Annotated in this window: 19 protein-coding genes; 7 read left to right on the top strand and 12 right to left on the bottom strand. The window is 65.4% G+C overall.

Annotated features, from left to right (window positions below):
• Positions 1-40 precede the first annotated feature (40 nt).
• Genes A3Q7_RS0105595 through A3Q7_RS0105585 form a run of 3 tightly spaced genes read right to left on the bottom strand, consistent with a single transcriptional unit; the run spans position 41 to position 1,246 of the window.
• Positions 41-322 carry a BolA family protein gene (locus tag A3Q7_RS0105595; protein WP_018410878.1) on the bottom strand — a complete coding sequence of 94 codons (282 nt, stop codon included), beginning with the start codon at positions 320-322 and terminating at the stop codon, positions 41-43.
• Positions 319-621, bottom strand: a complete 303-nt coding sequence (locus tag A3Q7_RS0105590) for a YciI family protein (RefSeq protein WP_026224528.1) — start codon at positions 619-621, stop codon at positions 319-321. Before A3Q7_RS0105590 ends, A3Q7_RS0105595 begins: the two co-directional genes overlap by 4 nt.
• Before the next feature lie 16 nt (positions 622-637).
• Positions 638-1,246: a septation protein A gene (locus A3Q7_RS0105585; RefSeq protein WP_018410876.1), complete on the bottom strand. Its 609-nt coding sequence runs from the start codon at positions 1,244-1,246 to the stop codon at positions 638-640.
• A gap of 220 nt (positions 1,247-1,466) precedes the next feature.
• On the opposite strand from A3Q7_RS0105585, the gene A3Q7_RS0105580 reads away from it, so the two are divergent.
• From A3Q7_RS0105580 to A3Q7_RS0105565, 4 genes are all read left to right on the top strand, one after another.
• Entirely contained in the window at positions 1,467-1,745 is a 279-nt protein-coding gene (locus A3Q7_RS0105580) for an HU family DNA-binding protein (protein ID WP_018410875.1), read from the top strand.
• 239 nt (positions 1,746-1,984) lie between these two features.
• Positions 1,985-2,758, top strand: coding sequence for a peroxide stress protein YaaA (yaaA, locus tag A3Q7_RS0105575; RefSeq protein WP_018410874.1), 774 nt, complete (start codon positions 1,985-1,987; stop codon positions 2,756-2,758).
• A 29-nt stretch (positions 2,759-2,787) separates the two neighbouring features.
• Positions 2,788-3,372 carry a hypothetical protein gene (locus A3Q7_RS0105570; protein ID WP_040570674.1) on the top strand — a complete coding sequence of 195 codons (585 nt, stop codon included), beginning with the start codon at positions 2,788-2,790 and terminating at the stop codon, positions 3,370-3,372.
• Positions 3,373-3,395: 23 nt separating this feature from the next.
• A complete protein-coding gene (locus tag A3Q7_RS0105565; protein ID WP_026224527.1) occupies positions 3,396-4,253 on the top strand; it encodes a dienelactone hydrolase family protein in 858 nt (285 codons plus the stop codon).
• 81 nt (positions 4,254-4,334) lie between these two features.
• Here A3Q7_RS0105565 and ybiB (A3Q7_RS0105560) read toward each other — a convergent pair whose 3' ends face one another.
• From ybiB (A3Q7_RS0105560) to ybiB (A3Q7_RS0105525), 7 genes are all read right to left on the bottom strand, one after another.
• Complete coding sequence (gene ybiB / locus A3Q7_RS0105560; protein WP_018410871.1) at positions 4,335-5,327, bottom strand: DNA-binding protein YbiB; 993 nt, start codon at positions 5,325-5,327, stop codon at positions 4,335-4,337.
• Positions 5,328-5,355: 28 nt separating this feature from the next.
• A complete protein-coding gene (locus A3Q7_RS0105555; protein ID WP_018410870.1) occupies positions 5,356-8,085 on the bottom strand; it encodes a nitrate reductase in 2,730 nt (909 codons plus the stop codon).
• 169 nt (positions 8,086-8,254) lie between these two features.
• Positions 8,255-9,934 (bottom strand): bifunctional protein-serine/threonine kinase/phosphatase, encoded by a 1,680-nt coding sequence (locus A3Q7_RS0105550; RefSeq protein ID WP_018410869.1) that lies wholly within the window; start codon positions 9,932-9,934, stop codon positions 8,255-8,257.
• 12 nt (positions 9,935-9,946) lie between these two features.
• A complete protein-coding gene (locus A3Q7_RS0105545) occupies positions 9,947-11,161 on the bottom strand; it encodes a nitrate/nitrite transporter (protein ID WP_018410868.1) in 1,215 nt (404 codons plus the stop codon).
• Positions 11,162-11,262: 101 nt separating this feature from the next.
• Positions 11,263-11,583: a nitrite reductase small subunit NirD gene (nirD, locus tag A3Q7_RS0105540; protein ID WP_018410867.1), complete on the bottom strand. Its 321-nt coding sequence runs from the start codon at positions 11,581-11,583 to the stop codon at positions 11,263-11,265.
• A gap of 137 nt (positions 11,584-11,720) precedes the next feature.
• Entirely contained in the window at positions 11,721-14,189 is a 2,469-nt protein-coding gene (nirB, locus tag A3Q7_RS0105535) for a nitrite reductase large subunit NirB (protein ID WP_018410866.1), read from the bottom strand.
• 657 nt (positions 14,190-14,846) lie between these two features.
• A complete protein-coding gene (gene ybiB / locus A3Q7_RS0105525; RefSeq protein WP_018410865.1) occupies positions 14,847-15,761 on the bottom strand; it encodes a DNA-binding protein YbiB in 915 nt (304 codons plus the stop codon).
• A 146-nt stretch (positions 15,762-15,907) separates the two neighbouring features.
• Here ybiB (A3Q7_RS0105525) and A3Q7_RS0105520 point away from each other — a divergent pair, with 146 nt between their 5' ends.
• Positions 15,908-16,792, top strand: a complete 885-nt coding sequence (locus tag A3Q7_RS0105520) for an NAD(P)-dependent oxidoreductase (RefSeq protein WP_018410864.1) — start codon at positions 15,908-15,910, stop codon at positions 16,790-16,792.
• 10 nt (positions 16,793-16,802) lie between these two features.
• Entirely contained in the window at positions 16,803-17,678 is an 876-nt protein-coding gene (locus tag A3Q7_RS0105515) for an NAD(P)-dependent oxidoreductase (RefSeq protein WP_018410863.1), read from the top strand.
• Between the two features lie 28 nt (positions 17,679-17,706).
• On the opposite strand, the gene A3Q7_RS0105510 is transcribed toward A3Q7_RS0105515, so the two are convergent.
• A complete protein-coding gene (locus tag A3Q7_RS0105510) occupies positions 17,707-18,966 on the bottom strand; it encodes a D-amino acid dehydrogenase (protein WP_018410862.1) in 1,260 nt (419 codons plus the stop codon).
• A gap of 168 nt (positions 18,967-19,134) precedes the next feature.
• On the opposite strand from A3Q7_RS0105510, the gene A3Q7_RS0105505 reads away from it, so the two are divergent.
• Entirely contained in the window at positions 19,135-20,148 is a 1,014-nt protein-coding gene (locus A3Q7_RS0105505) for a class 1 fructose-bisphosphatase (RefSeq protein ID WP_018410861.1), read from the top strand.
• Here the strand turns inward: A3Q7_RS0105505 and A3Q7_RS0105500 are convergent.
• Positions 20,136-21,380, bottom strand: coding sequence for a TIGR03862 family flavoprotein (locus tag A3Q7_RS0105500; RefSeq protein WP_026224526.1), 1,245 nt, complete (start codon positions 21,378-21,380; stop codon positions 20,136-20,138). The genes A3Q7_RS0105505 and A3Q7_RS0105500 overlap by 13 nt on opposite strands.
• Positions 21,381-21,424: the final 44 nt, after the last annotated feature.

Below are 21,424 nucleotides of genomic sequence, written 5' to 3'. Positions count from 1 at the left end.
CGGTTGGGGTCCGGTGGCTGCTTTCAGGGGCGATGACGTGTCATCGCGTGGTTTCATCGGGAGAGCGCGCCGTGATGGACAATGCATGGATGTCGCGCTGCATCAGGTCGCCCAGTGCGGCATACACGAGCCTGTGCCGCTCCATGGTGCGCAGGCCGGCAAACGAGCCGGACACGATGTCCAGCCGGTAGTGCCTGCCACCCGAACGAGCGCCGGCGTGGCCGGCATGCAGATGCGACTCGTCGACCAGCTCCAGCGCGACGGGAGACAGCGTCGACAGTCTTTCCCGCAGCAGGGTTTCCACTGCGGAGGGATCGCTCATGATGGAAACACCTTGCGGAAAGGTTTCACCGTGATGCGTGCGAACACGCCGCCGGTCGCGTAAGGGTCGGCATCAGCCCAGTCCTGCGCGTCCTCGAGCGAATCGAATTCCGCAACAACCAGACTGCCGGTGAACCCGGCGCTGCCAGGGTCCGGTGAATCGACAGCGGGCAGCGGACCGGCAAGCAGCAGGCGGCCTTCATCCTGAAGCGCCTGCAGGCGGGCGAGATGTTCCGGACGTATCTCCATCCGCCTTTCCAGACTGGATGGAACGTCCTCTCCGATGATTGCGTAAAACATGAAGCCCTCGATTAAATCAGGAATTCGTTTCTTCGATGTGACGGGACAGCATGAAACCCTGGCCGATCACGAACAGAAGCATGAGGCCCATGCCGCCGTACAGCTTGAAATCGACCCAGGTATCCTCGCTGTATGAAAAGGCGACATAGAGGTTCAAGGCGCCCATCACCGCGAAGAATGCGATCCACGACAGGTTGAGTCGCGCCCAGACCGGTTCGGGCAATTGCACCTGCTGTTCCATCAGGGCACGGATCAGATTGCGCCTGAAAACCAGCGCGGATACGAGAAGGGTGCCTGCAAACAGCCAGTAAAGCACGGTGGGTTTCCACTTGATGAAGGTCGCATCGTGCAGTACCAGAGTCGCGCCACCGAACACGACGATGAGTGCGAGGCTGATCCACAACATCGTATCGACCTTGCGCCCGCGGGCGAGCAGCCAGATCACCTGACCCAGGGTAGCCAGTATGGCGACCGCGGTGGCGATCAGTATGGGTGCCTGGCTGGCCACGATGCTGTCACCCAGTACCCGCATGGCGAGGTCAGCCGAGGCATCCGGCGAACCGCCGGCGATCTTGTACGCTGCGAAAAAAAGGATGACCGGCAGCAGGTCGAACAGGAATTTCATGGACACTGATTATGCACGGGTCGCCCCAAAAGATGTGCAAATGGGACTGTGTTGCGGTGCACACCCCGGTCGGCGCACGCTTCACGGGCACAATTGCCCGGCAAAGCGCGCGAATTCATGAAGAAAGTCCGGATACCCGCTTGTGGAGCGCGCCCGGCCTCACTATCATCGCGACAGGTTTTCCCGCGCGCCCTAGCGTACAACCAAGTAGGAGACGTAGATGAACAAAGCAGAACTGATTGAAGCACTCGCGAAGAAAGCTGATGTATCCAAGGCTGCGGCAGGCCGTATGCTCGACGGCTTCCTCGAGTCCGTCACCACTGAACTGAAGAAGGGCGGCAAGGTCACCCTGGTCGGCTTCGGCACTTTCGCCACCGGCAAGCGCGCGGCCCGTACCGGCCGCAACCCGCGCACCGGCGCCACCATCAAGATCCCGGCGGCGAAGACCGCCAAATTCACCGCGGGCGCTGCGCTGAAGAAGGCGATCAACAAGAAGTAATTGAAGGAATTCCGGACCGGAGCGACCTGCTTCAAGGCGCGCCCCGGGCAGAAAGAGCGGAACGGGCAGGTCGGCAGCGACCTGCCCGTTCTGTTTTCCGGCCACGTGCCCACCATCAGGCCGTGGCTGGCAGCGTCCCGATGTGGCACGGCGCATTCCCGCGACCGTGCGAATGGCGTGGCGAGCGCAGTTGCGGCGAGCCACGTTACCATCGCGATTCCGCATTCAGCTGTCCTGCCATGATCATCGCACTGTCTCCCGCGAAGTCGCTCGATTACGAAACGCCCTTGCCGGTCAGCGCATATACACGCCCGGATTTCCTCGCGCATTCGGCGGAACTGATCGAGATGCTGCGACGCCGGTCCCCGGCGGAGATCGCTTCCCTCATGTCGATATCCGATGCGCTGGCCGCGCTCAACTTCGAGCGTTTCGCGTCATGGACCGCGGACTACGGCCCGGAGCGCGGACGCCAGGCGGCGTATGCCTTCAACGGCGACGTCTACGAGGGACTGAATGTGCGCACGCTGGATGCAGCCGCGGTGGACTGGCTGCAGGGACATGTACGCATCCTGTCCGGTCTGTATGGCGTGTTGCGGCCGCTTGACCTGATGCTGCCTTACCGGCTCGAGATGGGTACCCGCCTCTCCAACGCGCGTGGCAAGGATCTGTACGCATTCTGGGGGGATCTGCCTGCGCAGGCGCTGAACGAGGCGCTTGCGAACGAAAACGCTCAGGTCCTGGTCAACCTCGCCAGCGACGAGTACTTCAAGTCGGTGCGACGCAAGGTACTGCGGGCCGAGGTGATACAGCCGGTGTTCCAGGACTGGAAGGGCGAGGGCTACAAGGTGATCAGCTTCTTCGCAAAGCGTGCACGCGGACTGATGGCGCGTTACGCGGCGCAGCGGCACATCACCGATCCGGAGGCGTTGCGCGGCTTCGATGTCGAGGGCTATGCCTTCGACGCCTCGGTGTCGACCGCCTCGGAATGGATATTCAGAAGACGTGTCGAGTGACACATGACAACGACCGAGGAGAGCGGACCATGACAACAAGAGGGATCGTGCAGGGCGTGGGGCTGGCGCTGCTGCTGCTGACAGCGGGGGCGCATGCCGGGGAAGGCGAATCCGATCGCTTCTTCCGTGAATGCAGGGCCGCCTGGGCGAACAACCAGATCGGGTCGGCCGACGAGCTGTGCTACAAGTCGCTGACCGCATCCGACTTCAAGGAGGTGCCGGCGGAATCGCGTTCACTCCGCATCTACAACTACGCCCAGCTCAAGCGGATGATAGGCAACTGGGAGGCGGCCGAGGAATTGCTCCTTGAGTCGCTCGCGCTGGAGGACGTACGCATTGCCGGCAAGCCGCTCGATCTGCCCTATGCCAGGCGGCTTGCCGAACTGTCCATCGCCTATGCCGCGCAGGACAAGTGGCCCGAAGGTCTCAAGACCCTCGAGCGGCTGCTGCCGGTTGCCGACCAGTTCCAGGGGCGCGAACGGTCTGCGGTCAGCGAGATATTCCGCAACTATGTGCCGCAGGCGGCGAGCGCAGGGCGGCAGGACATGGCCAGGCAATTGCTCAAGTATGTGGAGGAGTCGCCGGCACCCGAGCCTGCCTTCATCAAGCCTTGAATCGACAGCACGGAGGAGGTCACATGGATGACAGAGCAATCCTGACGCGAAGAGACTTCCTGTTGCATGCCGGCGCCTCCGGTTTTGCGCTGGCGGTGCAGCCGGTGGTTGCGCAACAGGTGATCACGACGCCCGCCACCGGTCTGAAGGTGGGCGATGCCTCGGTGCGTGCGGCCGATGGCAAGACCTTGCCGGTCTATTTCGCGCGCCCCGATAACGGCGAAAGAAGCGCAGTGGTCCTGGTGGTACAGGAAATATTCGGCGTGCATGAGCACATTCGCGATGTGTGCCGCCGCTTCGCCCGGGCAGGCTATCTGGCCATCGCCCCGGAGCTGTATTTCCGTCAGGGTGACCCGTCTTCGCTGGCCAGTGTGCAGGACATTCTTGAACGCATCGTGTCGCGTGTGCCCGATGCCCAGGTCATGTCGGACCTCGATGCCTGCGTGGCATGGGCCGATGGGCAGGGCGGCGATGCGAAGCGCGTGCATGTGACCGGTTTCTGCTGGGGGGGCCGGGTGACCTGGCTGTACGCTGCACATCGCGCAGGACTGCGCTCCGGCGTGGCCTGGTACGGGAGGCTGGATGGCGTACCCAACGATGTCACGCCGGAACATCCGCTGGACATCGTCGCGAGCATCAAGGCGCCCGTACTGGGACTTTACGGCGGCAAGGACCAGGGTATTCCGGTCAGCGATGTCGATGCCATGCGGGCGGCGCTGGCGCAAGGCACGGCGCCCGCGGCCGCGCGCGCATCCGAAATCGTGCTCTATCCCGACGCACCGCATGCCTTCCATGCCGACTATCGTCCGAGCTATCGTGCCGCTGAAGCTCAGGACGGCTGGAAGCGCTGCCTGGACTGGATGCAGCGGCACGACGGCTGACTGAAGCCGGTCGCCCACCAGCACCGCGTCGCGAACGGACTGCCGCGCGAGGGGGTGGCTTGCGTGCGCCGCGGCCCGATTTCAGTGAGCGGTGTGCGCCAGACCCAGGGACACTGCAGCCTTGGCATGCGTCATGTCGCGCGCCGCCCCGCTTCCGTACAGGCAGGCGGCCAGCTGGTTCTGGACCGGGTGCGGAATGGCGCGATGCCCCTCGAGCATTTCACTGATGCAGCGCGATGTGGCGTCGATATCATCCGCCGGGGGCAGCGGATGACTTTGTGGCGGCGTTCCGCTCTCGGCTGCGAACAGTGTGCGCACGCTCATGCGCTCGAAAAGATCGATGCGCGGGCGGCGCAGCGGGTCGGTGAACGAATCTTCATCGGGTGCCCGCATGAGCAGCGCGCGCTCCGGTCCGCGCAGCAGGACTTCGTGCAGTCGCGACATCAGATGCGCGTCAGCCAGGCAGATCAGCCGCAGGCTGTGCAGTGGGGCCGGGTCCAGCAGCTTGGCGGCCACGTGCGCCGTATTGCGATGGCCCATGCGGTCGCGCAAGCGCACCAGACTGTCCAGCGCCGGATTCAGCACTTCGGTCGGGACCAGGGCACAACGCCCGGCGTGCAGGCTGTTCGCCGCTTCGGACAGCGTGCTGCATGCCGTCAATCCCAGCCGCTCGAACACTTCCATATTGCCCGCTGGAGCCCCGCGTCCGTAAAGCCCATGCACCATGACCGGTACGCCCATGCGGGCAAGCATCATGGCGAGCAGCGGCATCAGGTTGGGCGCGCGACCCGCGCACGCATAGCTGGGTATGACGACGGTACGCGGCAAGTGAGGCGGCAGTTCAAGCGTGGGAATCCGTTCATTCAGGGCGCGTGCGAATCCCGCAAGTTCGTCTGCGCTCTCGTGCTTCCAGCGCAGGCTGGCCAGCAGTGCACCCAGTTCCAGAGCCGGAATCCTTCCATCCAGCATGTCGGCGAACAGGCTGTAGGCCTCGGATTCCGCGAGATCGCGCGTCTCCTTGCCGCCGCGTCCGAGCGCGGACAGCATGTCGGTCAGCTTCTGTTGGCTCAACATTCCCGCAAACTCCCCTCTGTCGCCGTGATCAGGCCGCCCGCCGCCCGGCCTCCAGCATTCTCTTGATTTCCGGTACGCAGGATCCGCATGAGGTGCCGCAGCGCAGCGTGTCCTGCAGTTCGCTCAGCTCCGCGCCGCGCGCAATGGCCGCCAGAATGTCCGGCTCGGCCACGTTCAGACAGTTGCAGACGATGCGCCCCCGCTTTTCGGCGGCGACCGGCGGCGTGGTGAGCGGTGCGAAAATCCAGCGTCTCAGGTCGGCGGTCGGTCGCTGTTCCACCATCACGTCGCGCAACCAGTCGGCCGCCGCGGTTTCGCCGGTCAGCCGGATGCCGGTCAGCAGACCATCCTCGATCAGCGCGCGCTTGGTGATATCCCGTCGCGCATCGCGATAGACGAGGCAGCGGCCGTCGTTCAGCCCGAACAGGTGGTCCAGTTCCGCCAGCCAGTCCTGCGGAATTGCGTCGGCATGGGCGATGCGCAGCACCACGGCCGGACGTTCGCGGCCGGCCAGTGCGACCGATGCGTAGCCGAAGCGCGACAGCACAGGCGCGAGCGCATCCATTCTGAGCAGGGCCTTCGCGCACGCGCGCTCGTCGTCCGCTTCGGTACGCATGAGCAAGGCCTGGAACGGAAGATCGGCGCGCGCGACCTGTATCGCAGCGTGCTTGAGCTCAGGCTGTTTCGAGAACGGATCGGTACGTCCGGCGATCAGCGCATTCGCGCCGCTGTTCGACAGCATGTTGCGGCCCCAATGCATGGCCACGAAAACGCTGCCCGGGCGCTGGGCCTCGCTTGCGCGCGCGCGCAGCACGATCTCGCCGCGCCGGCTGCGCAGCTTCACCAGATCGCCGTCCTTCAGCCCGCGACGCGCGAGGTCGTCGGCATGCACCTCGACGCGTGGTTCGTCCACATGGCTGTACAGCCGCGCTACCTGTCCGGTGCGACTCATGCAGTGCCAGTGGTCGCGCAAGCGGCCGGTGTTCAGATGCAGGGGGTGACGCGCATCTATCCTTTCCGCCGTGGTGCCGCTGGCCGGCACTACGAAGCGGGCGCGGCCATCCGGCGTTGCGAATATGCGGTCCTGGTACAGGCGCTGGCGGCCGGACGAGGCACCTTCCGGGTAGGGCCACTGCTGCGGGCCATGCGTCTCGAGCAAGGCGTGGCTCAGCCCGGTGATGTCCAGATCCCGCCCACGCGTGCTTTCCGCGTGCTCGGCGAATATCTGTGCGGTGCATTCGTACGGGAACAGTGACGATGCGTCACGGCCGAGGTGCGTGCCGAGCCGGCGCGCGAAATCGCGCGCGATCATCCAGTCGGGGCGTGCTTCGCCCGGAGCCGGCACCGCTGCCTGTACACGCGTGATTCTCCGTTCCGAATTGGTCACCGTACCGTCCTTTTCGCCCCAGGCGCTTGCCGGCAACAGCACGTCCGCGAAACCCGCCGTTTCGGTATTGCGGCAGGCATCCTGCACGACCACGAAATCGGCCTTTCGCAATGCCTCGACGATGCGGCTCTGATCAGGCATGGAATGGGCCGGATTGGTACAAGCGACCCAAACCGCCTTCACCTTTCCTTCGTGCAGCGCGTCGAACAACTCGACCGCGGTCAACCCTGGTTGCGCGGGTACCTCCGGGACCCCCCACAGCCGGGCTACTTCGGCGCGATGGTCAGGATTCGCCAGGTCGCGGTGCGCCGACAGCAGTGTGGACATGCCGCCCACTTCGCGTCCGCCCATGGCATTCGGTTGGCCGGTCAGCGAGAAAGGACCGGCGCCCGCGCGTCCGATCTGGCCGGTGGCCAGGTGCAGCGCAATGAGTGCAGCGCCACTGTGCGTGCCGTGATGCGACTGGTTGAGGCCCTGGCACCACATGGACATCGCTGCGTCCGCTTCACCGAACCAGCGCGCTGCCGTGACGATGTCATCGGCGCGCAGGCCGCACACTTCGGCGGCAACCGCTGGCGTCACTTCTCGTACATGCGAGCGCAGCGCGGCAAATCCGGTGGTGTGCTGCGCGATGAAATCTTCATCGATCAGACCTTCCCACAGCATCACGTGCAGCATTGCGTTGTACAGCCATATGTCCGTACCCGGCAGCAGAGGCAGGTGCAGATCGGCGTCCGATGCGGTGTCGGTGCGGCGCGGATCGACCACGATCATCTTCATCCGGGGTTTCGCTGCGCGTGCGGCTTCGATGCGGCGATAGACGATGGGGTGCGCGTAGGCCGGATTGCCGCCTGCGATGAGCAGACAGTCGGTGTGGTCGATGTCCTGGTAACTGCACGGAGGCGCATCGGCACCCAGTGTCTGCTTGTAGGCCATCACGGCCGAGCTCATGCACAGTCGCGAATTGGTGTCGATGTTGTTGGTGCCTATCAGTCCCTTGGCCAGCTTGTTGAAGACGTAGTAGTCCTCGGTCAGCAACTGACCGGACACATAGAAGGCGACGGCATCGGGCCCGTGGCTGCGGATGATGTCGGCGAAGCGCGCCGCTGCGTGATCGAGCGCACCCTCCCAGCTGGTCCGCTCCCGCGGCAGTGCGCGCGAGCCGCGCATCTCTGGATGCAGCGCGCGCAGTTCGCGACGCGTGGTCAGATGCAGCGTCGCACCCTTGGTGCACAGCCGGCCGAAATTGGCCGGGTGGTCCGGGTCGCCGCGTACATCGACGATGCGTTCGCCGTCATGCTGGATGATGACGCCGCACCCGACGCCGCAGTAGCAGCAGGTCGAGCGGGTGTGTTGATGCGTGCCGGTCATAAGAGTCTCCGCTCGATCTTTAGCAAGGGGTGTGCCACGTCCATGCGGCGCGCATGTGACGCGAATCTCCCCGATCGTCCTGACCTACGCTCCGCCAAGGGGCGCGCGTGGACGAGGTGTGCATGGCTGTGGTGCGCGTGTCCGGCCGATGGGGTTGGGCGGGCCGGCGTCATGCGAACAGGGCGCCGGCCAGCAGAAGGTTGCCGAGCAGCGACAACATGAGCAATGCACGCAGTACGCGCTCCGGCATGCGCTGGACCAGTGGCAACGGCCGCGGCATTGCCAGCGGGCGATGCGCGCCGCGCTCCAGAGCCAGCAGGAATTCTTCCGCAGTTTCGAAACGGGCTTCCGGAGAGCGGGCGATCGCCTTGAGCAGGAGCGCTTCCAGCCAGGCCGGAATGTCGGGCCGGTAGCGCGTCGGTGGTATGGGTTCTCCGAAACGCGGACGCTGGAACGGCTCGATTTCCCCCCACGGGTAATGGCGCGTCAGCAGTTCGTACAGCGTGACGCCCAGCGCAAACAGGTCGCTCGATTCGCTTGCGAGCTGGCCTGAGAACAGCTCGGGTGCCATATAGCTCGGTGTACCGGGATTGTTGATCTCGCGGAACGCTTCACTGTCGCTCGCCGCCACCCCCAGATCCAGGATGCGTAGCGTACCGTGGAGATCGAGGTGCAGGTTGTCCGGCTTGATGTCGCGATGCACGATGCTGCGGCGATGCAGCACAGACAGCGCTCGCAAGGTGGTGCCAGCCAGTCTGACCACTTCGTCGATCGTGAAGTGTCCACCGGCATCGAGGCGCTGGCGCAGGCTGCATCCCTCATGCCAGCTCATCAGGTAGTACAGGTGACTGCGAGAGCCATTGCGGATGACCGACGGGAAATGCGGCGACACCACGCTGCGTGCCAGCCATTCCTCGTGTACCAGCGCCGCAATCGCGTCAGGACCACAGTTCGTGCGCAAGGTTTTCAATACGCGCAATTCGTCGCTGACCGGATCGCGCACGCGATAGAGCAGGGTTTCGCGCGAGGCATGCAGCACGGCCTCGACCACGAATCCATCCAGCGTCTGGCCTGGCGACAATGCAGGCGGCAGTGGCAAGCGTTCCGATTCCGCCAGGCGGTCGCGCAGCGCCGCGTGGGGCAGGGCGGTGACTTTCGCGACCAATGCCGTGCAGTTGTCCTGGGCGCCGCGCGCTTCCGATTGCATCACCAGTTCGGTGGCCAGTGCGTCCATGTCCAGGTGCGCGCGCCCGATCGTGCGCTGGATGCCGGCATCCAGCAGGGTGTTCCATACGCCGTCGGTCACCAGCACGAAAATGTCGCCTGCCTGCAGTTCTCCATCGAAATGATCGATATTGAGGCGCGGATCCAGACCCACCGCGCGGTGCAGCACATTGTCGAGTTCCGGATGCGGCCACGTGTGGTCATCGGTCAGACGGCTCAGCAGGCCGTCCCGGTAGAGGTAGATGCGCGAATCGCCGACATGGGCGACGTGCCAGCGCGTACCGCGCAATACCAGCGCTGACAGCGTGGTGGCCATGCCGCAGCTTTCGCGGCTGTGTGCGGCGTGCGCGAGCAGCCAGCGGTTCAGTGCGCACAGCACGGTATCCAGCGCATCCGCGACGCGCCAGGTTTCGGGTGTTGCGTAGTAGTCGTTCAGCAGGCCGCGCACCGTGTACTCCGCGGCCTCCCGTCCCTTGGCATGCCCACCCACTCCATCGGCCACCGCACAGAGCACGCCCCGGGCATCGAGGCTCTGGCCAGCGGGCGTGACGGCGCCGGCGAAATCCTCGTTGCGACTGCGTGCGCCGGCGCTGCTGTGCTGGCTTATCGCGACTTCCAGTGCCATGATCGGCGCCGCTCAGATGCGGGCGGACGTAAGGTGGGCGGCGCCCCAGGTGGTGCGCCAGCGCGTCTTGACGCGGGTGAGGCCGATCAGCGCGGCCACGGCGAGCAGCGCGAACACGACGAAACCGGCCTGATAGCTGCCGCTCACTTCGCGCGACCAGCCCAGCGACGAGGCGAGATAGAAGCCGCCCACGCCACCGGCCATGCCGACCAGGCCGGTCATGACACCGATCTCCCGGCGGAAGCGCTGCGGCACGAGCTGGAACACCGCGCCATTGCCCATGCCGAGCGCGAGCATGGCCGCCACGAAGGCGATCACCGCCATCCAGGCCTGCGGCAGGCCGAAACTCGCGACGAACAGGAAGACGGCGGCCAGTATGTACATGCAGCTCAGCGTGCGGATGCCGCCGATGCGGTCCGCCAGATTGCCGCCAACCGGACGCACCAGCGAGCCGGCAAATACGCAGGCGGCGGTGAAATAGCCAGCCACCTTGGCGTCGAGGCCGTACTGGGTGTTGAAGTAGATGGTGAGCGAGGAGGCGAGACCGACGAAGCCGCCGAAGGTGACGCTGTAGAAGAACATGAACCACCAGGCGTCCCGATCCTGCAGCACCTTCAGGTATTCGGAGAGCGTTTTCGGCGGCGGACACTCCGGTGCGTCCCTGGCAACCAGCAGGTAGAGCACGAACACCGCGACCAGCGGAATCAGAGCCAGCCCGAACACCTGGGTCCAGCCGAAAGCCGCCGCCAGGCCGGGTGCGAACAGGGCGGCCAGTGCAGTCCCCGAGTTGCCTGCGCCGGCAATCCCCAGGGCGGTGCCTTGATGCTCGGGCGGATACCAGCGCGACGCCAGCGGCAGCGCGACGGCAAACGCCGCCCCGGCGAAGCCAAGAAAGCATCCCAGCAACAGTGCCTGGTCATAGCTGTGGATGCCGAACTGCCAGGCGGCGAACAATGCGGCGATGACGATGATCTGGCCTATTGCACCGGCCTTCTTGGGCTGGAGATGATCCACCAGCACACCCATGAACAGCCGCAGTACGGCGCCGGCCAGGACCGGTACCGCCACCATGAATCCCTTCTGCGCGTGGGTGAGTTGAAGGTCCTGCGCAATCTGCACACCCAGAGGACCGAGCAGCACCCACACCATGAAGGCGAGATCGAAGTAGAGAAAGGCGGCGAACAGCGTGGGTGCGTGTCCGGCCTTGAGAAAGGCTTTCTTGTCCATCGGTGGATGACCTCCCCGTGCAGCCGGGTCCTGCGCACATCCTTGCGGGCGGGACCTGTCCGGGAAATGAAGGGTTCAGGGAAAGTGTGTGGTGCGAGTATTCAGGTGCGCAGCCACACCTGGCCGTGCTCCACCTTCACATCGAAACGTCGGGCGCAGCCGACGTCGGGCGCAACCGCTTCGCCAGATTCAAGCTGTATCTTCCAGCCGTGCAGCGGACAGGTGACGGTGTGACCGTGCACGATGCCCTGGGACAGCGGCCCGCCCTTGTGAGGGCACTTGTCATGCACGGCGAACACCACGTCACCGTCGGTGCGGAAGAGGGCGATGTCGCCGGAATCGGCGCGCACGACGCGCGAGCCGAGCAGCGGAATGTCGTCGAGCGCGCAGACCGGCGCCCAGGGGGTGGTTTCGGTGCTCATGAGGGTTCCTGTATGTGTATCTGTAGGGGCTGGGGGGGCCAGGGGGCAGGGGCTAGGGAACAGGCGCGGCTTTGCCGCGCGAGAGGTGGTGCTGTTGCCAGCCCCTGGCCTCCAGCCCCTAGCCCCTCATCCCTTGATCAGGCCTTCATCGCCTGTTTGATGGCGATGCTGCGGAATTCGCGGCCCAGTTCGGATTTCGCCTCGGCTTCGGCGCGCTCCAGCCACGGGTCCTTGTAGTCCTGCAGGGCGAACAGCAGGCGTTCGTACAGCGCGCGGCGGTTGTCGGCGTCCTCGACCACCTTGCCCTTCACATGGTCCAGACCGACGCGTTCGACATAGTGCACGGTGCGCTCGAGGTAGTAGCCCTCTTCGCGGTAGAGCTGCAGGAAGGCGCCGGCGTACTCCATCACCTCCTCGTCGCTGCCCACCTTGCAGAAGAACTGCGCCACCTCGGTCTTGATGCCGCCATTGCCGGCGACATAGAGCTCATAGCCCGACTCGACACCGATCACGCCGACGTCCTTGATGCCGGCTTCGGCGCAATTGCGCGGGCAGCCCGATACCGCCAGCTTCACCTTGTGCGGGCTCCACATGCCGAACAGCATCTTCTCGAGCTTCACGCCCATGCTCATCGACAACTGCGTGCCGAAGCGGCAGTGTTCGGCGCCGACGCAGGTCTTGACGGTACGCAGGCTCTTGCCATACGCGTGACCGGACACCATGCCGGCCTTCGCGAAATCCGCCCACATCGCCGGCAGGTCGTCCTTCTTCACACCCAGCAGATCGATGCGCTGGCCGCCGGTCACCTTGACCGTGGGCACCTTGTACTTCTCGGCCGCATCGGCGATCGCCCGCAATTCGTCCGGCGTGGTCAGCCCGCCCCACATGCGCGGCACCACAGAATAGGTTCCGTCCTTCTGGATGTTGGCGTGCGCGCGCTCATTGATGAAGCGGCTCTGCGGATCGTCCTTCGCCTCGTGCGGCCAGGTGGAGATCAGGTAGTAGTTCAGGGCCGGGCGACAGCTCGCGCAGCCGTTCGGCGTCTTCCACTTCAATTCGCGCATCACCGACGGGATGTCGATGAGGTGGCGTTCGCGGATGGCGGCGCGCACCTCGCCGTGGTTCAGGTCGGTACAGCCGCAGAGGGCCTTGCTCGACGAATCGGCAGGCGTGTAGGCGCCGCCTATGCACGAAGCGAGGATCTGTTCGACCAGCCCGGTGCATGAACCGCAGGACGAGGATGCCTTGGTGTGCTTGCGCACGTCATCCAGCGTGAACAGGCCCTGTTCCTTGATCGCCTTGACGATGCTGCCCTTGCACACGCCATTGCAGCCGCACACCTCGGCTGTATCCGGCATGGCGGCTGCCTGGGTCTGACCCTTGTGCCCGACATCGCCCAGGTGGTTCTGGCCGAACATGAGGTGGTCGCGCAGTTCGTGGATGTCCTGTCCGTCCTTGATGAGCTGGAAATACCAGGCACCGTCGGCCGTGTCGCCATACAGACAGGCGCCCACCAGACGATCGCCTTCGAGCACCAGCTTCTTGTAGACGCCGCCCGCCGGGTCGTGCAGCACGATGTCGTCGCATCCGGGTCCGCCCATGAAGTTGCCGGCCGAGAACACATCGATGCCGGTCACCTTGAGCTTGGTCGAGGTGACCGAACCCTTGTAGGTACCGATGCCGTACTGCGCGAGATGATTGGCACACACCTTGGCCTGCTCGAACAGCGGGGCGACCAGACCATAGGCGATGCCGCGGTGGTTCACGCACTCACCGACGGCATAGATCTTGGGGTCGAAGGTCTGCAGGGTGTCATTGACCACGATGCCGCGATTGCAGTGCAGGCCGGCTGACTCGGCGAGCGCGGTGTTCGGGCGTATGCCGGCCGCCATCACCACCAGATCGGCCGGAATCGTTTCGCCGCTCTTGAAGCGTATCGCCGACACCCGGCCGTCGCTGCCCGCGATCAGCGATTCGGTCTGCTTCTCGAGCAGGAAGGTGAGTCCCTTCCGCTCCAGCGAAGCCTGAAGCATGTCGGCCGAAGGCTTGTCGAGCTGGCGTTCCATGATCCAGGCGCCGATGTGCACCACCGTCACCTGCATGCCGCGCAGCGCCAGGCCGTTGGCCGCTTCCAGACCGAGCAGGCCGGCGCCGATCACCACCGCGTGCCGGCGTGTGGCGGCCGCCTCTATCATCGCGTCGGTGTCGGCGATGTCGCGATAGGCGATGACGCCCGGCAGATCCTTGCCCGGCACCGGCAGGATGAAGGGGTTGGAGCCGGTCGCCAGCAGCAGTCTGTCGTAGCTCGCCTCGCTGCCGTCGTCCGCGATCACCTTGCGGGCGACGCGATCCAGTTTCACGATGCGGCGGCCGGTGTGCAGCGTGATGCCATTGTCGCGATACCAGTCCCGGTCATTCAGGATGATGTCCTGTATGGTCATTTCTCCGGCCAGCACCGGCGAAAGCAGGATGCGGTTGTAATTCGGATGGGGCTCGGCACCGAACACCGTGATGTCATACATGTCCGGAGCGATCTTCAGCAGCTCTTCCAGCGTGCGGCAACCGGCCATCCCGTTGCCCACCATGACCAGACGTTTCTTTTCCATGTCCCGATTCCCGCAAGAACTGGCCGCAAGTCGTGCGACCGACGATTCCCCCGGCGGCGCGGCCGCACGGAGTACGGACGAGCGAAAACCGACATCTGCTCCAGCGCTGATGCCGCTAAGGGAAAAACCTTGTCGTGCCGGATCGTTCCGGCGATGTTCATACCTGTCGGCCCGGGCCCTGCATTGGGCTTCGGAACCGATGACTTCCGACGGGCCGCGAAAACAAAGTGCTCACGGCCCGGATGACGACACGACTGAGGCGGGTCGAGGTCCCGCCGGACAGTGCATCGAATGCAGTGGCTCTACGCCACGATGAGTTTCGAATCCATACAGCGGTACCGGACCGGCGGGAGCACGACACGTCTTTGCGTCGAATGTGCTCAGGCCTTGATCACGTTGCCCTCGCCGCAGACATTTGCGGGCGCGGGCGGGTGATGGAACGGACTTGAATCGATTCAAGCGGCACGCCATGCAGCGTGACGCGAATGGAGCAAAGCAAAAATATTGCCAAGCCGGGTGAGTACCATGGCGCCGTCGTGAAAGCCTTGTCAGCCAAGGCAATGGCCGTTGCCTGTCGATGCCGTGATGCCTGTGCGACCCCATGGGTCGGCACGGAATTGGTGCGGATCTGTCCGAACTGGTGCGACGGTGTTGCGCTCAGCGCTCCCGTGCGAGCCGGATGCAGGCGGTGACCTGGTCGGCCAGCGGGGCCGGCACCGCTGCACGTCCTTCGTACATGTCGAGCACGACCCGGGCATTCATGTCGGCGACGATGGCCGGCTCGGGCGAACCGAGTGGCTCCCCGTCCTCCTGTTCGAACAGTCTTTCCTCGCGCCCGTCGACGAAACCGGTCATGACCGGCCGCCGGGCCGGATTGGCGTAGGCTTCTCCCTCGGTGCCGCGCATCAGGATGGAGCGGCCTCCGTCCTCGCGCAGGAAGTGACTCATGCGCTCCAGGTACTCAGGGTGGGTGACCGGCACCACGCGCACACTGCGGCCAGGCAGAGGATCGATCATCTTGGTCATCGAATGCGCCGAATTGCGCACCCCGAGCTGCGGACGCAGCGACAGCAGCGCATCCAGACCCGGTGCAAGCGCGTCGACGCCGATGCAGGCGATGCGCCGCTCTGACAGCAGCGCGGCGGCGTGCGCCGCATCGGTCGCCATGGGCATGTCCAGCTCGCGCAGCAGTGCGAACGGGTCGGCCCGGCTGTCGAAATCGAAGCGGCCGTGTATCAGCACCGGCACACCGGCGCGTGCCAGCAGCAGTGCGACCAGAGGCATCAGATTCGGACGCCGTCGTGCGCCGTTGTAGGTCGGCAGCACCACCGTGCGCATCCCGCCCGGCGCGTCGATCCGCGTCACGCGCTCACGCAGCGCGTCCTGGAAGCCGAGCAGTTCGTCCAGCGATTCGCTCTTGACGCGCAGCGCAATCACGATGGCGCCCAGTTGCAGCGGCGGCACCCGGCCGTCCAGCATGTCGCCGAACAGCGCGCGTGCGTCGTCGCGCGACAGCGAACGTGCGCCCTTGGCGCCACGTCCTATTTCCTTGATCTGTTTCGCGTAATCCATGGGTACACGATTATGCCTGCGCCGGAATGGCGTGCCGGCTGGGTTATAGTCGGATTCACCGGGCGGACGGCGCCCGCGCATCCGGGTCGGACATCCTGCGATTCCGTACGCGCAAGTTATACGTTGAAAAATCAAGGAGACGAGACATGAAGGTCGGATTCATCGGATTGGGGCTCATGGGACGCCCGATGGCGGGTCATCTGGCGAAGGGCGGTCACAGCCTGCACCTGTGGGCGCGCCGCCCGGACTCGCTGGAACCTTTCCGCGACAGCGGTGCGGCCTTCCATTCCAGCATTGCCGATGTGGCACGTGAAGCGGACGTCGTGTTCTCCATGGTGGCGGATGCGCCGGACGTCGAACAGGTAGCGCTCGGGCCGCAGGGTGTGGCGGAGGGCGCGGCCGGACGCACCGATCTCGTGTTCGTGGACATGAGTACCATCGCGCCGGATTCGGCGCGCAACATCGCCGGTCAGCTCGCAGCCAAGGGTGTTGCGATGATCGATGCACCGGTGTCGGGTGGAGAGGTCGGCGCGATCAATGCTGCGCTGACCATCATGGCCGGAGGTCCTCAGGACGCATTCGACCGCGTGCTGCCGCTGTTCCAGTTGATGGGCAAGAACGTCACCCGGGTCGGCGACAGCGGCGCCGGCCAGGTGGCCAAGGCCTGCAACCAGATATTGACCGGCGTGGGCGTGCTGGCGCTGGCCGAGGCTTTTGCCTTCGCGGAAAAGAGCGGGGTGGACGCCGCCCGCGTGCGCGAGGCGCTGCTCGGTGGCTTTGCCTACAGCCGCATCCTGGAGAATCACGGCCAGCGCATGCTGGATCGCAATTTCAAGCCCGGCTTCAAGTCCTGGATGCACCAGAAGGATCTGCGCATCGTGATGAACGAGGCGCATCGCATGGGACTGGCGCTGCCGTCGGCCGCGGCGGCAGCCCAGATGCTCAATGCCATGGTGGGCCAGGGGCTGGGCGAGGAGGATTCGATCGCCGTGCTCAAGGTGCTCGAGGACCTGGGCGGCGTGGAACGCTGAGTCCGCTGACATGAAGGTCGGATACATCGGTCTGGGCGCCATGGGCCGTGCGATGGCGGCCAATCTGCTGCGCGCCGGACACGAGGTGGCGGTGTGGGCGCGCCGCCCCGAAGCCATGCAGCCGCTCTTGGCGCTGGGCGCGCGTGCCACCGGTTCACCCGCGGAATGCGCGGCCGACGTCGACGTGATCTGCACCATCGTCACCACCGGCGACGATGTGCGGCAAGTGGTGCTCGGCCCGCGCGGCGTCATCGAAGGCGCGCGGGCAGGCAGCGTGGTGATCGATCATTCGACCATTCCGCCATCGGTGGCGCGCGACATCGCCAGCGCGCTCGCAGGTTGCGGCGTGCACATGCTGGACGCGCCGGTATCCGGCGGTGAGCGGGGGGCGATCGATGCCACGCTGTCCATCATGGCCGGTGGCGATGCGGACGTGTTTGCACGCATGAAGCCGCTGTTGTCCGCGGTCGGTCGCACCCTGGTCCACGTCGGTCCGATCGGTGCCGGACAGGTGACCAAGGCCTGCAATCAGCTCATCCTGTGCGCCTTCATCGAAGCCGCCGCGGAGGCGGCCCGCCTGGCATCCGCCAGCGGGGTCGATTTTGCGAAGGTACGCGAGGCCATGCTGCACGGATCGGCTGCGTCGCGCGCGCTCGATCTGTTCGGCGGCAAGATGGCGCTGCGCGACTTCACCGCGGGCGTCCAGTCGAGGCTGCATCACAAGGATATGGGCATCGTGATGGGCGAGGCGGTCGGCATGGGTCTGGCCATGCCGCTGTCGGCCGCGGTGTGGCAGCAGTTGAATGCCCTGATCGGACAGGGCGGCGGCATGCAGGACACGTCTGCACTGCTCACCGTGCTTGAGCGGCAGAGCAGGCCGACCTGACCGGCGCGGCGAACGCGGTTTCGCGTGATCAGTGACGACGGCCGGTAAGGGCGGGAAAGTCGATGGCCGCGTCGCGCCCGGCCATCAGTTCGCTCAGCAGGCGCGCCGAACCGCAAGCCAGCGTCCACCCCAATGAACCATGACCGGTGTTGTACCAGAGGCCGCGCAGCCGGCTCGGCCCGATCAGCGGCACGTTGCCCGGGGTGCACGGTCTGAGTCCCGACCAGGCCTCGGCCTGATCGAAGTCGCCGATGTCAGGCAGCCATTCGCGGACCAGGCGCTTGAGCAGATCGACCCGGTCCGCTTCCACGGTGACCGTCATGCCCCCCAGTTCGGCCATGCCTGCGACGCGCAGACGATCCCCGAGCCGCGACAGCACGATGCGGTTTTCTTCGTCGGTGAGGCTGACGCGCGGCGCACCGGCACCGGCGGGCAGGGTGAGGGAATAGCCCTTGATCGGATACAGCGCGGGACGTGGCCCGTGCTGTTCGACCAGCATGCGGCTGTGGGTGCCCAGCGAGCACACCACCTGGTCGGCACGCAGCAACCCGCGCACGCCGCGCGCGTCGCGCACCGCCACACCACGTACCGCACCTTCATGCAGATCCAGTGCATCCGCCGTCGTTTCGTAGTGGAACTGCACGCCCGCATCGACGCAGGCACGTGCCAGTGCCTGCGTGAATCGGTGCGCGTCGCCGACTTCGTCGTTCGGCGCGTACAGACCACCGATCAGCGGGCGACGGCTGTTTGCCAGGGCCGGCTCGATGGCTGCGCACTGTTCGGGCGTGCAGGCATCCAGCCGGATGCCGAAAGGTGCCAGCCAGTGCGCGCGTGCCTGCGCGCGATCCAGCTCCTTGCGTTCGGTGAACAGATGCAGGATGCCGCAGGCCGCCTGGTCGTACTCGAGCGCAAGCTGGCGGCGCAGCGACTGCAGTTCCGCATGGCTGCTGACGGCCAGCGCAGCCAGCGAGCGCGTGTTGCGGCGTGTGCGTCCGGGCGTGCATTCGCGCAGGAATGCGCTCATCCACCGCCACTGCCGATGATTGACCGTGGGGGAAAAGCGGATCGGTGCGTTCTTCTCGAAAAGGGTGCGCAGACCGATGGCCGGTGCTTGTGGCGAGGCCCATGGTCCGGCGTGACTGACCGAAATCTGCCCGCCGTTGGCAAAGCTGGTTTCCATGGCCGCTTGCGGCTGGCGATCGACGACGATGACCGTGTGGCCGGCCTGTCGCAGATACCAGGCCGACGTGATGCCGATGACGCCGGCACCGAGAACAAGAATGTGCATGGAGTTTGATTTATTTACGATTCGACTGAGGACTGTCACAGCCGTGCGCCGGTTCCGTCAGCGCGACATGGTCACGGGCCGGAAAGCGCCCCGACGTGAAATCGATGGGTGTCGAATCGTGGTGCTGTGCACGATAATGCATTTCCTGTCATTCCGGAGTTTCCGCACATGTCCCGTATCACCCTGAGCCAGTTCCTGATCCAGCAGCAACGCGACGGAGAGCGTATCAGCGCTGATCTGCGCTTCCTGATCGAAGTTGTCGCGCGTGCCATCAAGGCCATTGGCAATGCGGTGGGCAAGGGCGGCCTGACCAATTCGCTGGGTGAGGCGGGCGGTGAGAATGTGCAGGGCGAAGTGCAGAAAAAGCTCGACGTGATCGCCAACGACATCCTGCTCGAAGCGAACGAATGGGGCGGCCATCTCGCGGCCATGGCGTCCGAGGAAATGGATCTGCCGCACCAGATTCCGCACCGCTATCCGAAGGGCGAGTTCCTGCTGCTGTTCGATCCGCTGGACGGGTCGTCGAACATCGACGTGAACATTTCGGTCGGCACCATCTTTTCGGTGTTGCGCTGTCCGGAAGGCGCGAGCTCGGCCGCCGAGATCGGTGAACAGGCCTTCCTGCAGGCCGGCAGCCGTCAGCTCGCCGCCGGCTACGCAGTCTATGGTGCCGCCACCCAGCTTGTGCTGACCGTCGGACATGGCGTGCATGCCTTCACGCTGGACCGGGAAACCGGCAGCTTCGTGCTCACGACCGAATTCATGCGCGTGCCCGAGGACACCGGCGAATACGCGATCAACGCGTCGAATGCGCGCTGGTGGGAGCCGCCGGTGCAGCGCTATGTCGAGGAGCTGGTGGCAGGCAAGAGCGGCCCGCGCGGCCGCGATTTCAACATGCGCTGGGTGGGTTCCATGGTGGCGGATGTGCACCGCATCCTGACCCGCGGCGGCATCTTCATGTATCCGAAGGACACCAAGGATCCGGCCAAGGCCGGCAAGCTGCGCCTCATGTACGAAGCGAACCCGATGTCGCTGATCATCGAGCAGGCCGGCGGCGCGGCCAGCACCGGCCACCAGCGCATCCTCGATGTGCAGCCGGAAAAACTTCATCAGCGGGTGCCGGTCATTCTGGGGTCGAAGAACGAGGTGGAGCGCGTGGCCGCCTATCATCAGGCCGGCTGATCGCCGCGCAGCCAGGCCTGCATGGCGCGGGCGGCGACGCGGCCGCTCGCCATGCAGGCGGTCAGCAGGTAGCCGCCGGTCGGCGCTTCCCAGTCCAGCATTTCGCCGGCACAGAACACGCCGGGCCGCGATTTCAGCATCAGACCGGCATCCAGCGATTCCAGGCGCACGCCCCCTGCGGTGCTGATGGCTTCGGCCATCGGGCGCGGATGCAGCAGGGTGAGCGGCAGTGCCTTGATGGTGGCTGCGACATAAGGGCTGTCGGCCAGCCGCGTCCGGTCCAGCACCTCGTTCAGCAGCGCCCGCTTCGTCGCGTCCAGACCGAGGCGGCTGGACAGGTGGGCCGACATCGAGCGCGATCCGCGCGGATGCTCGATTTCATGCAGCACGCGCGCGAAATCGCGGTCCGGCAGCAGATCGATATGGACCGCGCATCGCCCCCGCGCTTCGATGACCCTGCGGATATCGGCCGACAGCGCATAGATGAGACTGCCTTCCAGCCCGTGTTCGCCGATCACGCACTCGCCGCGCCGCGATATCGATTGTCCATGTGCATCGACGAGACCCAGCGTGACGGTCTTGAGCGGGGCGCCGGCATGGCGGTCGACCAGATGCGGGCTCCATGGCACGTCGAAGCCGCAGTTGGCGGCGCGCAGCGGGGCGATGTCGGCCCATGCGTTCAGCGTGTCGACCCAGCGACCGTCAGAGCCGAGCTGTGGCCAGCTTGCCCCGCCCAATGCGAGCAGCGTGGCGCGGGCATCCATGCAGGCCTCACCGGCTGGTGTCTCGAAGCGCAATGCGCCGTCCTGCGTCCAGCCGGTCCAGCGATGGCGCACATGGATGCGCACGCCTTGCCGCCGCAGCCGGGACAACCATGCGCGCAGCAGTGGCGCCGCCTTCATGTCGCGCGGGAACACACGGCCCGACGTACCGACGAAGGTGTCCAGTCCCAATCCATGGCACCAGGCGCGCACTGCCTCACCATCGAATTCGTCCAGCCAGCGTGCCAGCTCGGCGCTGCGCTCGCGATATCGATCGTCGAAAGCGGGGCGTGGCTCGGCATGCGTCAGGTTCAGTCCGCCCTTGCCTGCGAGCAGGAACTTGCGGCCGACCGAAGGCTTGCCTTCGAACAGGTCCACGCTTGCACCGGCCGCCGACAGGTATTCTGCGGCCATGAGGCCGGCCGGACCGCCGCCGATGACCGCCACCACATCGCTCCGGATGTCTTTCATGCAGCGCGTGTCGAGTGCCCGGTCCGTCGCGGCGACCTTGCCAT

This window comes from Methyloversatilis thermotolerans, assembly GCF_000372885.1.
Lineage (GTDB): Bacteria > Pseudomonadota > Gammaproteobacteria > Burkholderiales > Rhodocyclaceae > Methyloversatilis > Methyloversatilis thermotolerans.
This window is presented reverse-complemented; position numbering and strand designations above follow the sequence as displayed.